The sequence below is a fragment of the Aliidiomarina sedimenti genome (assembly GCF_003986955.1).
Classification (GTDB): Bacteria; Pseudomonadota; Gammaproteobacteria; order Enterobacterales; family Alteromonadaceae; genus Aliidiomarina; species Aliidiomarina sedimenti.
On record NZ_PIPN01000001.1, the window covers coordinates 262,772 to 275,460 of the forward strand.

At 51.1% G+C, this 12,689-nt stretch carries 13 protein-coding genes and 1 tRNA gene; 7 read left to right on the top strand and 7 right to left on the bottom strand.

Features of this window, described 5'->3' with window-relative positions; genetic code table 11:
* Positions 1-94 precede the first annotated feature (94 nt).
* From CWE12_RS01250 to CWE12_RS01270, 5 genes are read right to left on the bottom strand one after another with little or no spacing between them, the layout of a single operon-like run.
* The gene (locus CWE12_RS01250; RefSeq protein WP_126787763.1) at positions 95-1,420 is read right to left on the bottom strand and encodes a sigma-54-dependent transcriptional regulator; all 1,326 of its coding nucleotides are present in this window, start codon (positions 1,418-1,420) and stop codon (positions 95-97) included.
* A 3-nt stretch (positions 1,421-1,423) separates the two neighbouring features.
* On the bottom strand, positions 1,424-2,626 hold the full coding sequence (locus CWE12_RS01255; RefSeq protein WP_126787764.1) for an ABC transporter permease: 1,203 nt from the start codon (positions 2,624-2,626) through the stop codon (positions 1,424-1,426).
* Between the two features lie 5 nt (positions 2,627-2,631).
* Positions 2,632-3,930, bottom strand: a complete 1,299-nt coding sequence (locus CWE12_RS01260; RefSeq protein ID WP_126787765.1) for an ABC transporter permease — start codon at positions 3,928-3,930, stop codon at positions 2,632-2,634.
* Positions 3,931-3,940: 10 nt separating this feature from the next.
* Entirely contained in the window at positions 3,941-4,639 is a 699-nt protein-coding gene (locus CWE12_RS01265; RefSeq protein WP_126787766.1) for an ABC transporter ATP-binding protein, read from the bottom strand.
* Positions 4,640-4,654: 15 nt separating this feature from the next.
* Positions 4,655-5,962, bottom strand: coding sequence for an efflux RND transporter periplasmic adaptor subunit (locus CWE12_RS01270; RefSeq protein ID WP_241984103.1), 1,308 nt, complete (start codon positions 5,960-5,962; stop codon positions 4,655-4,657).
* Between the two features lie 269 nt (positions 5,963-6,231).
* Between CWE12_RS01270 and CWE12_RS01275 the strand changes: the two genes are divergently transcribed.
* From CWE12_RS01275 to CWE12_RS13745, 5 genes are all read left to right on the top strand, one after another.
* The gene (locus CWE12_RS01275; RefSeq protein ID WP_126787767.1) at positions 6,232-6,831 is read left to right on the top strand and encodes a pentapeptide repeat-containing protein; all 600 of its coding nucleotides are present in this window, start codon (positions 6,232-6,234) and stop codon (positions 6,829-6,831) included.
* Between the two features lie 138 nt (positions 6,832-6,969).
* Positions 6,970-7,992: a hypothetical protein gene (locus CWE12_RS01280; protein WP_126787768.1), complete on the top strand. Its 1,023-nt coding sequence runs from the start codon at positions 6,970-6,972 to the stop codon at positions 7,990-7,992.
* A gap of 81 nt (positions 7,993-8,073) precedes the next feature.
* On the top strand, positions 8,074-8,478 hold the full coding sequence (locus tag CWE12_RS01285; protein ID WP_126787769.1) for a DUF1801 domain-containing protein: 405 nt from the start codon (positions 8,074-8,076) through the stop codon (positions 8,476-8,478).
* 45 nt (positions 8,479-8,523) lie between these two features.
* Complete coding sequence (locus tag CWE12_RS01290) at positions 8,524-8,796, top strand: GFA family protein (protein WP_126787770.1); 273 nt, start codon at positions 8,524-8,526, stop codon at positions 8,794-8,796.
* 34 nt (positions 8,797-8,830) lie between these two features.
* Positions 8,831-9,265, top strand: coding sequence for a GFA family protein (locus tag CWE12_RS13745; protein WP_126787771.1), 435 nt, complete (start codon positions 8,831-8,833; stop codon positions 9,263-9,265).
* Between the two features lie 493 nt (positions 9,266-9,758).
* Here the strand turns inward: CWE12_RS13745 and CWE12_RS01300 are convergent.
* Positions 9,759-9,835: transfer RNA gene (locus CWE12_RS01300), tRNA-Val, on the bottom strand.
* A gap of 171 nt (positions 9,836-10,006) precedes the next feature.
* Here CWE12_RS01300 and glsA point away from each other — a divergent pair.
* Entirely contained in the window at positions 10,007-10,948 is a 942-nt protein-coding gene (gene glsA, locus CWE12_RS01305) for a glutaminase A (protein ID WP_126787772.1), read from the top strand.
* Here the strand turns inward: glsA and CWE12_RS01310 are convergent.
* Positions 10,945-12,051 carry a DUF3080 family protein gene (locus tag CWE12_RS01310; RefSeq protein ID WP_126787773.1) on the bottom strand — a complete coding sequence of 369 codons (1,107 nt, stop codon included), beginning with the start codon at positions 12,049-12,051 and terminating at the stop codon, positions 10,945-10,947. The two genes, glsA and CWE12_RS01310, sit on opposite strands and share 4 nt — an antisense overlap.
* On the opposite strand from CWE12_RS01310, the gene CWE12_RS01315 reads away from it, so the two are divergent.
* Positions 12,050-12,676, top strand: a complete 627-nt coding sequence (locus tag CWE12_RS01315; protein WP_126787774.1) for a riboflavin synthase subunit alpha — start codon at positions 12,050-12,052, stop codon at positions 12,674-12,676. The two genes, CWE12_RS01310 and CWE12_RS01315, sit on opposite strands and share 2 nt — an antisense overlap.
* Positions 12,677-12,689 lie beyond the last annotated feature (13 nt).

Sequence of the window (12,689 nt, forward strand, 5' to 3'; positions counted from 1 at the left end):
AGCATACTGAACGCCTAACGCCAATAGCGTCAGCAGGAGGCAAAGCAGGTAGAGCCGATGGCTCGTGCCCAACCTGAGTTTGAACGGAATAGGTTTAAGGCGTTTCAATACCGTAAAACTCCATGCGTCGGTAGAGTGCCTGGCGGCTGATGCCAAGCTGCTTAGCCGCGCGTGAAATAACGCCGCCAGCCTGCAACAGGGCCTGCTCGATAGATGCGCGGTCAATATCATCCAGCACGCGCTTTGCCGCAGTTGCGCTCTCCGGAAGGCCTAAATCGGCGCCCTGAATGTCGTTCCCGTTACTCAGTAAAAGTGCTCGCTGACACACATTTTGCAGTTCACGCACGTTACCCGGCCAGTGGTAGCTAAGCAGCAGTTGCTCGGCATCATGAGCAAGGCTTTTTTTGCCGCTGATAAAATACCGTGCCAGTGGCAAAATATCATCAGGTCGTTCAGCCAAAGCGGGCAGGGCGAGCTGCACTACATTGACACGATAGTACAAGTCCTGGCGAAACTGCCCCTGGGCAATGGCGTTGGTTAAATCGGTATTGGTGGCACTAATCAGGCGCACATCGACGCGGCGGGTGGTACTGGAACCTAAGCGTTCATATTCACCGGTTTGCAGCACGCGCAGCAGCTTGGCCTGACCCGATAACGACAAATTACCAATTTCATCTAAGAATAAGCTGCCTCCGTCGGCGGCCTCGAAGCGTCCAATGCGGGTTTTGTTGGCACCACTGTAGGCACCTGCTTCCGCACCAAACAGCTCAGCCTCCATCAAATCGGCTGGCAGGGCACCCATGTTCACCTTGATAAAAGGCTTGTCTTTGCGTGGAGAGTTGGCGTGCAAGACATTGGCGATGCCTTCTTTACCGGCGCCATTGGGGCCGGTGATCAGCACCGCAGCATTGGCCGGTGACAGCTGCAGTGTCATCTGCATCAGTTGCTGCATCTGACTGCTGGCGAAGACCAAACCACAGAGATCTTTGCCAGCAAAGGCGGCTTGCTGCTCTTCGTCTCGGCGTGCTTGTTGTTCGCTCAGCTGTTTTAACTTCAGCGCATTGGCGACTGTGAGTAGTAACCGCTGGTCGTCCCATGGCTTGGCGATGTAATCGGTCGCCCCGGCCTTGACCAGTTCGACCACCATGTCCAGCTGGGTCCAGGCGGTCATCAGCACAATCGGTAAGGAGGGATACTGCTTCCGCAGTTGGTAGAACAAGACTCTGCCCTGATCACCCTGCATTTCACCGGCGGAGAAATTCATATCCTGCAGGATCAAATCGACAGGCTGTTCGTTTAACAGTTGCCATGCCTGTTCTGGTGTTGTCGCGCAGCAGACCTGGTAGCCCTGCAGCGAAAACAGCGTTTGCAGGGCCTGGCAAATGGACGAATTGTCATCAATAACCAATATATTCAGCATGGGTTACAAGGCTTTGGTGGCAGTGGCGGGCGACACCCGGGTAGCAATGGCAGCAGGATACCATGTGGCCAGGGTGACAGAGAATAGCAAAATCGCACTGGTTATCAGCGGTAACCACCAGTTGAGCGGAGGTAAGCTTATAACCTGTGCTAAGGCCTGGTTCAGGATCAGCGCGCAACCGATGCCAAGGACCGCGCCGACCAGGGTACACACCCAGCTTTCACTTAGTAGCTCAATAAAGATCAACCGCTTGCTGGCACCTAACGCACGTTTAACACCAATTTCCTGATGTCGCTTCAAGACATGAAAATGCGCGCTGCTGTAGCTGGATACCATGGTGACCAAAAGCATTAATGCGGTCAGGATGGTGAGCAGAGCGGCCAGTCCGTATTCATTGCGATAAAGCTGGTGTTGTTGCTCAGCCAGGCTGCGTATGTAGTAGATTTCGATGTTCGGTTCTACCTGCTGCAATACACTGGTTAACTGCTCGCGAACCGCAGTGGTTTGACCCGGCTCCGTTCGTAGCAATAAGGTATAGCCCCAGTCTACGGAATAGGGCGGGGCGACCTGCATACTGTTGTACATTACCTCGTCCGCACCATGCATGCGTTGGCCATAAAAATCACTAATTACGGCACTAACCGGCCCCAGATTAAGCTGGCGGCCGACTATGGATGACTGCCCCTGAAAAAGCTGCTCCGCCAAACTTTCCGTGAGCACCACACCGGGCTGAGTCTCGCTATCCAGAAAGCCAGAGTGCTGCGGCAACTCGCCCTGCAGCACGTCGACATTCAGTACCTTGAAAAAGTCTGGCGAGACAAAGTAGGTTGGCACACCTGGAATGTTGCTTCGCTCCTCGTTATCGACGTCATACAGATTGTTATTATTACCGCCTTGGGTAAGCATCGGCTGGTTACTGTAGGCAGAGGCGACAACGCCCGGAATATTTCGCAGGGCGCGAAGTTGTCGTTGCAGTAAGTCCTCAAGTAACGGGTAGGTTCGAAGTTGCGGTGTCGTCGGCTTTAGCTGCACCAGCACGGTTTCTTCCAGTTCAAGACCGGTCGGCCGGTTGAGTTGCTGGTGGGTTTGCTGAGCCAGCAGCACACTGTTAAGCAACAGCGCGAGGGTGATAGCCAGTTGTACCAGCAGTAAGATGGTGACAACTTTGCGGTTGAGCATCACTTTGAGCAGTAGTGATAATGACATGGTGGTTATTCCTTCAATTGCTGGTTCAGCGAACCAAACGAGGCACGCAGTGACGGGTATAAAGTCACCAGATAACTGCAAACCAGTGCGGCCAGGATGAGCGCTGTGATTAAGGTCAGATCCCAGGTTGAGAACAGGCTATTTTGGGGTAGCAGCGCGTTCATTAATGAGACGCCTGCATAGCCAATCAAAAGCGCCCCAAGAAGGGAAAACACCGTCATTAGCAGCACGTCGGCCAGCATTTGTAACTGCAGCTGGCTTCGGTTAGCCCCCAACGCCCGACGCAGACTGAACTCATATTGGTTGCTCAGGTAGCGATTGAGTGCCAGGTGGCTGGCATTAAAAAGACAGACCACCAGGAAAAGCAGGGTAACCAGAGCAAAGGCTTTGATATCGCCGGGGTCGTCACCAAAATAGTCAACGATCTCGTTCATCGGCACTAACTGGTTATTGATCGGGGCCGGGTGACGTCCCGCCGCTTTTTCGTCTTCCGCCAGGCTTTGCATATACTGCTGATAATCGTGCTGCTGTGCCGCGGTATCAAGCTGTACCCAGTATTGCAGCTGGTGCAGGGCGCCCGAGCGGCCTTCAGTGGCTAACTGGCGGTAATCCGTATCGTCATAGGTTTGTGAGTAGGAGTTCGACAGATAATTCAGGTCGTACCCTGTTTCCAGCGGCAGAAAAATATCTTCGGTAGGACTCAGGTGGTTGCGGCCATTGGCATCGTATAATCGCGGCAACATCTGCCATTCGTCGAGCACCCCGATAACACTGAAGTTTCTGTCGTCGAGCACCAATGATTCACCGACTACCCCGGTCCGGCCAAACAGTTTCAGCGCCATCGACCGACTTAGTATGACCTGATTATGAGCATTGTCGTCGGCCCACACTGAGCCATGTAATAGGGGTACTTCAAACATCTGAAAAAAGTCGCGTTGGGTAACCCGAACCCGCGCTGGTGTCGGTGGCTGATCTATGGTCAGTCGGGCATAGCCAGCGGAACTGTACATGGCAGCCTGAGCTGACGGGATATCACTTGCGGCCAGCTTTTGTACATTGCTGTAGCTAAGTGCTCTGGGCGGGCGACAGTCGTTACATTGATAGGGCGCTATCAGCGTCATCGGGAAAAACAGCTTGTCACTTTTACCCGGCAAAGGGTCAGAATTCAGTTGGTAGTAAAAGGTGGCATTGGCAAAAAACACCCCCAGGCCTACGCTGAGAATGAAAACCGTTAAGGCATAGGGCAGCGGGGCCCGTTTAATGCTCAGCAGGCTCACTTTAAGGTAATAAATAAACTGTTCCATGGGTTATCCCTTATGCGCTTTGCGTTGCCAGCGGTTCATACATGGTGCTGTCATGCAGCTGACCGTCGATGATTTGAATATTGCGCCCAGCGCGACGAGCCTGGTCCGGGTCATGGGTGACCATCAAAATGGTGCAGCCTTGCTGATTGATCTGTTCGAGCAATTCCATCACCTGGCGCGCCATTAAGGAGTCGAGGTTACCAGTGGGCTCATCCGCTAACAGAATGCGCGGCCGACCTGCAATTGCACGGGCAATCGCGACCCGCTGTTGCTGTCCGCCGGACAGCTGGGCGGGCAGATAGTCACGCCGTGCGTGCAGGCCGACTAGCTCTAGCGCCTGTTCAATACGCTGCTTGCGCTCCGCTGCTTTTAACCCGCGATAGCGCAATGGCAGTTCGATATTGTCGTAAATACTGAAGTCTTTAATTAAGTTAAAGCTCTGAAAGATAAAGCCGATTTTCTCGTTGCGCAGCTGTGACAGCGCAGCATCTGATAACCCTTTCACCGATTTACCATCGAGCAGGTAGTCACCGCTATCAAAGCTCTCCAGCGTGCCAAGAATATTCAGCAGCGTTGATTTGCCGGAGCCCGATGGCCCGGTCAGGGCGGCAAACTCACCTTCGTTGATCTGCAAATTCACGTCGCGCAACGCATGGGTTTCAATCAGTTCAGTGCGAAAAATTTTGCTCAAGTTTGTTAGCGTAATCATTGCTTGGTCCCTGTGTTAATTAAGATTGACCCGGTTTTGGTCTTTAAAATCGCTTAGGTTTGAAATCACCCATTGCTCGCCCTCGGTGGCGCCGTCGAGTATTTCGACCCACTGCACTGACAGTGCGCCAAGCTCCACCTGCTTGCGCACCGCCTGGTCGTCGATAACCTGGTAAGCCTGACGCCCACCCCCTGAACTGACAAAGTCACCGCGGGCTATTTTCAGCACGTCTGCTTTATGTTCTAGGATTACGCGCGCTGTCAGGCGCTGACTCTGCCGCAACTGGCTGCTGTCGGCCTCTGTGAAACGCACGCGGGCGCTCACCTGGCTATTGCGCACTTCCGGTGCAATGTAGCTAATCGCACCACGCAACTGCTGGTTTCCAAGCTGCACTTCGACTTGTTGGCCTGCCATTAGATCACGGGCGTAGCTTTCAGGCACCGCAAGTTCCGCTTCATACTGACTCAAATCAATCACCGTCAGTAGCGGCTGGCCCGGCAACACATGGCTTTGTTGTTCAACCAGCCAGTTACCCAACTGGCCAGTTACCGGCGCGGTAATATTGAGTGCAAAAACCTTGCGCTGCAGTTCGTCCACTATCAGCTGCTGGCGGTGAATGGACTGAGCGCGCGAGCTTTGCTCAAAATTCAGCATATCGCGCGCCAGTTCGACCTTGCGTTTGGCATGGTCAAACTCCAGTTCGGACGTGGTCAGGTTGTCTTCGGCGATATCAAAATCAAGCTGGCGGATGACCCCCAGCTCAATCGACTGACGGGCGCGCTGCAGTTCGCGGCGGGCAGCCAGCAGATTGATTTGCGCTGTATTCATAACCTGTTCCATATCCAGTTGCTGATTGCGCGCTTCCAGCTCCGCACGTTCCGCGTCACTTTGCATGCCGGCCAGTACTGCCTCTTGTTGCTGTAAATCATTTTGTAATGCCGGGCTGGTAATAGTCGCCAATAAATCGCCCTGATTTACGGCTTCACCGGGCTGCTTGAACAACTGCACCTGGCCAACCTCCTGACTGTAGAGGGTAGGGGCGTTGGCGGCGACAATTCGGCCCTGCACTGAGATATCCCGAACCAGATCCCCCCGTTGTACCGTGGCGAACTGCATCTGATTCCGCGGCAGTACCAAGCTGGCACCTTCTCCAAACGATTGAAAAAAGACCACCGCCAACACCATCAAGGTGCTGACGATGGCAACACTTGGGAAGAAGCGACGCAGCGCACTCTTTGCCTGGCGCTGGATAATATGGTCTTGCTGGCTGGTGCCCTGGATCATGTGCGCTTGTCCTGACGTTTCAGTAATGCTTAATTTCATCCTGTATTGCACCTTTAATGCCAGGTTTCACATTGTTGATTTTAAAGGGGTTTAGACGGCTTTTGGACGAAGAAAGAGTGTCCGCGGACACTCACAGTGTCCGTTGAAAACAGGCGGACACTGCGTAGTTGCGGCACCGGAATAACTTTAGTAAGGTCAGTTACATAGAGTTAACCTGCCATGGATAGCAGACATAGGCAGAGAGTACCTTCCGCGCTGACAACCTGTGCTGGCGCACTATATAAACGTTAGGCTCTGCAGAGAATACGATGACAGATGTGAAAAATAACGAGCACTATTTTGACCTTGCGTTTGAGAAGCTTTCTTTACCTGATGAGCACTACAGCGGCATCGAGTTTGAAGATTGCCAGTTCTCCGACTGTGATTTCTCAGCGTCTAAATTTCAGAAATGTAAATTTATAAACTGCACATTTGAACGCTGTAATTTAAGCTTGGTTGATTTCTCAAACTCAAATCTATTTGAGCTTAAATTTGAAGATAGCAAGTTAGTTGGTGTGGACTGGACAAAAGCAACCTGGCCGGTTTATCACTCAGATTTTGAGTTAAGTTTTAAGCGTTGTATTTTGAATGACTCGTCTTTTTTTGGGCTGACCTTAAATGAACTGGTTTTTGACGAGTGCAAGTTGCATGATGTTGACTTTCGTGGCGGTAACTTTGTAGGTTCGACAATGACTTATAGTGACTTCAGTCATAGTTTATTCATGGGAACAAATTTACAGGCAGTCGATTTTAGCGAATCAACGGCGTACACAATTGACGTCCTGGAAAATAATGTAAAAAAGGCCAAATTTTCACGATATGAGGCCTTGAGCCTGTTAGAAAGCTTAGGTATTGAGTTGGTTGATTAATAGCTTGACATCCGCTGCAGGAGGGACCGCCAACGCGTCTCCTTCTCAGTTTAAATAAGTATTTTGAGTACGGCTATTATATTTTAGTCCAGGGCTTTGTTTGGTCTGCTTAAGCAGACGTTAAGAGGCGAGTAACCAGTGCAACCATCGCAGATTAAGAAAGATGAAATTGTTTCAGCAATAAAGAATTGTTCTAACTCGATAAATTCGGAACGAAAAGTCGTAGCTGATATTTCTTCATTAATTGATGTGACATCTCAGTTGCCTCTCTCCAGTTTTGATTTTTGGGAGCGGTTGATTCGTTCTGAATTCTCCTTAGCTCTAAGAGAATCTACTCCACCAAAGTGGAAAATATGGTCAAAATCCAACGAATTGTTAACTTGGCTAGACCTGGTTAGCTGGGATGGGCATAGGCGCGAGAAAAGCCTACGAGCTTTATCCGGAGCGGCACCAAATACATTCTTCTTTTCGCTTGCTGTTCGTAGGCTTAATGATTGGGTACCGCAAGTACGTGCTGCCGCAGGAGAAAAGCTTCCGGAGATAGCAAAAGCGACTGATCCAAGATATGTAGTTGAGGCTCTGTGTATTGCGCTTTCCAATTGGACTTCGTGGGGTAGGATTGAGGAAGCAGGTAAAAAGGTTCTTTTACAAATAATTTGTGAAAAAGAAATAGCAGACTCGCTTAGGTTTAAGTTAATTTCATCGACATCAGGGCCTATGCCTTCTCTTTTTTCTCAACTTGGACGCACTCCGATCCTTGATGGATATGTCAATGAGATAGCCAGTCTTGCCATCCAGCCATCTGTCCGTGCTAAGGCTTACCGAAGCTTATTTGAAGGCCGAATTGCGTGGGTTGAAGGTCGTAAATGGGAATGGACTGATAAAAGTTATGGTGAAGGAAGGTTAAAGCCCGTCGTTGCTGAGCGAAAACTGGACGTTCAAACCCCGCTGTACGACTTGATTAAAAAATCTTCTGAGGATCGTTCGTCTATTGTTCGTCGTATTTCAGCAGAGATACTAATACGAGAACTAGAAAATCTGGGGTCTGTTGCTTGGGAATTAGCTGAACAGTTTATTTCGGATAAGTCTCACCCCGTATCTGAGAGAGGGCGATTTGCAGTAAGAAAGCTTGAAGAAGCGGAACGTGCCAATGCCTCTTAACAAACAACTTCAGCGGAGCAATTTACGCTGTGCTCCAATTACCTGTTGAGCTAGGCGTTAGGTGGCTGAACCGGAGGCTCCGTGAAGCCTGAAATACAAACCAAATTTGCGACATACCCTGCTGAAGCGCAAACGCAGCTGGATGCCGTCCGTCTTCTCATCTTTGCCGTCGCGGAAGAGAATGATTTGGGCGCAGTGGAGGAAACGCTTAAGTGGGGTGAGGCCAGCTATCTGGTAAAAGGTGGCACTGCGATTCGAATCGACTGGAAGCCAGCAGATCCCGCCGCCATAAAGATATATTTCCACTGCCAGACCAGACTGATCGAAACCTTCAGGGAAATATATCGGGATGAATTCGAATATGAGGGGAAACGAGCGATTATTGTCCCCCTGGACGCTGCTATCCATGAAGGGCCTCTAGCCCATTGCCTGCAAATGGCATTGAAATACCATAGTTTGAAACACCATCCATTGCTTGGCGCTTAGGCTGCCCAAATACGTAGCATAGCCATTACATAGAGGTTTACTGCAATGGCAGATTCAGATGCCATTGAGATAAGTGGTGAAATGAATGAATGGAGCAGGGTTGCTGCGAGTGGAAATACAAGCTCAGCCAAGTTCTGTCCGGTGTGCGCTAACCACATATACCATTACAACCCAGGCAATCCTCAGCATCTTATGTTAAAGCCATCTACGCTTGCAGATACAAGCGATATAAACCCAACCATTCACTTGTGGGTTTGTGAAAAACAAGACTGGGTACAAATACCTGAGGGTGTCATGACCTATGAGACGCAACCATAGGTAGCTAACTAACACGTTAATTAAGGAATACCCTATGAAGGGAGAGTGTCTTTGCGGAGCGGTGAAATTTGCGATCGACGGGGAACTGCCGAATTTATATCAATGTCATTGCTCGCTATGCCGTAAAACCACGGGAGCAGCGGCTAATACGGCTACATTTGTAACTCAGGAGCGCTTTCAGTGGGTTACAGGTCTATCTAAAATCAGTTCCTTTCAAAAACCAACAGGGTATCGGAATGATTTCTGCTCGCATTGTGGTAGTTCAGTACCCAATAAATTGAGAAATACTGATTTAGTATGGATCCCTGCTGGCTTACTTGATGAAACAACGACATCCGAAGTAGCCGTTCATCTTCACCTATCATCATCGGCTACTTGGGAGTCTGAATCAGGTAGCTGCGTTCGACTAGACGCTGGACCCGACAGTCTGCAAGCACTTAACAACGCATTGCAGCGGACAAGCCGGTAAGCGCCCTGATTTCTTGGGAGCCGGTTAGAGTTAGCAACGATGAGATGATAGAAGTGCAGCACCCCTTAAGTACCTCGAACTGTGCATACTGTGCCGACCTTGTAACCGGGAATAATGGCGCAGAACTTGCTTATTGTTACTGACTAAGAACAAGCAATCAGCAGGGATGTGACCTGTTGCCACACTTTAAAGGAGTAAAGTTAGTACGCGATCACAGACTAAACCTATAATATTCGCCGTGTTGGCGGTGATCTTACTATCGATTTTACGTGTGGAAGTGGAAGTACGTTTCGGAGTAGATCTTTTATATGTTTGGTTGGGCGCTATCTGCGCGATCATTGGGGTTTTTGTTGGTCGACTCTATAAGTAAACGTAAGCAGCATTGATCAACCGTGCATGTCATGTAGATACATGTAGGTCATAGCGCCCTTAAAACTTAAACACCACACAAACAAAAAGGCCCACAGCTTTCACTGTGGGCCTTTTTTGAATTTGGTGCGTCCTAGTAGACTCGAACTACCGACCTCTGCCATGTCAAGGCAGCGCTCTAACCAACTGAGCTAAGGACGCAAATGCTTCGGCAGCGTTGCTGCGTTGAAGACGGCGCTAATAATAGTGAGTTGGGCCTGGTGGTGCAAGTACTTTTTCCTGTTGCCTGAACTGTTTGCACAAAAGCTGAGCGGTGCGCGGCGATAGCTCGGCTACACTGGGAGTTGGTTAACAACTGTGGAGTAGCTGCCGGTGCAAAAGATTAATGAGGATATTTCCGCGTTCATGGAGCAGGTGGTTGAGGAAGAAAAAGCCATTGAACATCAGGGTGAGCGGGTAACTACGTTCGGCGTGAGTGATAGCAATGAGCATGAGTTGTTTGGGGTCTGTGCGGTGGGGCTGGATGGTAAAACCTGCTGTGGCTCGAATGACAGGGTTCGTTTTCCCCTTGAAAGCACCTCAAAAGCGCTGACTCTGGCGCTGGCACTGGAAGATGTTGGTCATGATGAGTTCTTTCGCCATATTGGTCAGGAGCCGCGTGGCGATGCGTTTAACTCGGCGGCTGCAATAGAAGAGGGCATTCATGGTATTCCGTCGAACCCGATGATCAATGCGGGTGCCATTGCGACCACGGCCATGATCCACGGCCAGAACGGCACCGAGCGCTTTGCCCGTATTCTTGATTTTGTTCGTCGTCTGGCGGACAACGACAGCATTGATTACAACCATACAATGTACGAAGAGGAAGACAAGGATCTCAACCGGGGGCTGTTTTATATAATGCGCAGCCATGGGGTGCTGCAGGGTCGCGAAGAGGACAAACTGACGCCGTATTTTAAGCAGACCTCGATTGAAATGAACTGCGTGGATCTGGCGCGGATTGCCGCGGTGTTTGCCAATTACGGGCGTGATTTGAAAAGCGGCAAACAGCTGATTTCCGAGCGTACTGTGCAAACGGTATTAACCTTGATGTTTACCACGGGCATGTATCAGGCATCGGGTCAGTACGCTCTGGAGGTGGGAATGCCCTCAAAAAGTGGTATTTCCGGCTGTATTATGGCGGTGGCTCCGGGCCGAATGGGGCTGGCTACTATAGGCCCGGCACTGGATGACAGTGGTAATAGCATTGCCGGGGTCCGGATTTTGAAAAAGCTCGCTCAGCGCTGGCAGCTGGGTGTTTTTTCACGTACCTAACTATCCAGTGGATCTGTGGTGAGCTGACATTGAGCGCGCAGCTGCTGCCATAGGCGGCTGTGCTCAACTGTTAACGCACGAACCTGTTCAGCATGGCTGTCACTGCCAATCAGCTGATTAATATACTGCTGCCACTCAGGCTGAACACTGAACGCGCTTAACTTATTGAGCTGCGAGGTAATCAGCTGTTGGTCTGCGTTCCAGCGTGTCAGGCGTGGCTCAACCTGAGCGAGATAAACAGTCTGCATCAGCGTCTGCAGGCGTTGCGATTGGGCAGGGGATCCAGAGGCACTGGTTGAGGTGCATTCAAGCTGCTCGGCGGCGCCAGCAAGCTGTTGATTGATAGCGCGCAGCCAGGCTTCGGTCTGGTGCATGGTTCGCCATTGCCGCGGCAGCGCGTCTGATTGCGCTAAGGTTCGTAAGTGCTGATTGTAGGGTTCGAGATCCAATTGGCCGAAGTGGCCTGCCACCGCCTGCGTGAAAAGCTGTTGCAGATACTGAAGCGCAGCCAACGCTGCCTCTAAATCAGAACTGTCGTCGCTGGCATGGCCGGCAGAATGGGCGCGCAAGGCCTGACGAAAGCTGTCGCCACGGGTGAGTAGCTGGTCGATGTAAAGTGGCAGGGTTTGCACTTTGTGCGCTCGGGCGTCGGTCAGCATGCTATGGATACGCGGGTCGTTGTCCACTGCACTTTGTGCATTTTGCAGGCACTCGTCAATAGCTTTAAGACTGTCCAGTTCATAGCGCAGCCTGGCTTGTGGCGACTGCGCGATACCCAACGCACTGTTACGCTGCGCAATTAGCTGGCTTAGTCGGCAATGGTCGAGGCGCAAGGTATCGAGCAGACCGACACTGAAGCGCTCAATTTCAAGGCGCAACGCGTCTGAACGCGGCATTACTGGCAGCGGAGTCGGTTGGACGGGGACGGGCTGTTCACTGAGACTGTCACTCAGCGCCTGGTGGTAGCGCTGCCACAGCCGTTCGCTGTCACTGCCACCTGAGCAGGCCACCAGCATAAGCAGACTGGCAATGACAATGGACTTTCCCAGCCTGGCTAAACTGAGTACACTTGTGGTCAATTTTACTGACTGAGGTTGCTGCATGTTCACCGGTATTGTCCAGACTCAGGCGCGTGTTGACGCCATCGAAGATAAGAACCAGTTTCGCCATTTACGCCTGGCCGTCAACCCCTTGCATCTGCAAAACCTGGAAGTGGGCGCTAGTATTGCAATTAATGGCTGTTGTTTAACGGTGACCCGCTTCGAAGAGCAGGGCGAACAGGGATTTGCTGAATTCGATGTGATTGACGAAACCTTGCGGTTAACCAACCTCGGCCGTTTGCAGCAGGCTGACACCGTTAATTTTGAACGCTCGCTGACCGTAGGCCGTGAGCTGGGTGGCCATATCGTGTCGGGCCATGTGCATTGCGTCGCCACCGTGACTGAGCGCAATGACAGCGCCAACAATTGCAGTATGCGACTGGAGGTGCCGGTAAAGTGGATGGACTATATTCTGGCGAAAGGCTTTGTTGCGGTGGATGGGGCCAGTTTAACGGTCGGCGAAACCGACGAAAATGGCTTTTGGTTGCATCTGATCCCGGAAACCTTGTCGGTCACTACGCTGGGCCGGGTTCAGGTTGGTGACAGCTTAAACATTGAAGCGGATCAGCAGACTATCACCACTGTTGAAACCGTGAAGCGTGTTCTGGCTAAACAAATGGCTGGCTAAAAAGGCACCTGAC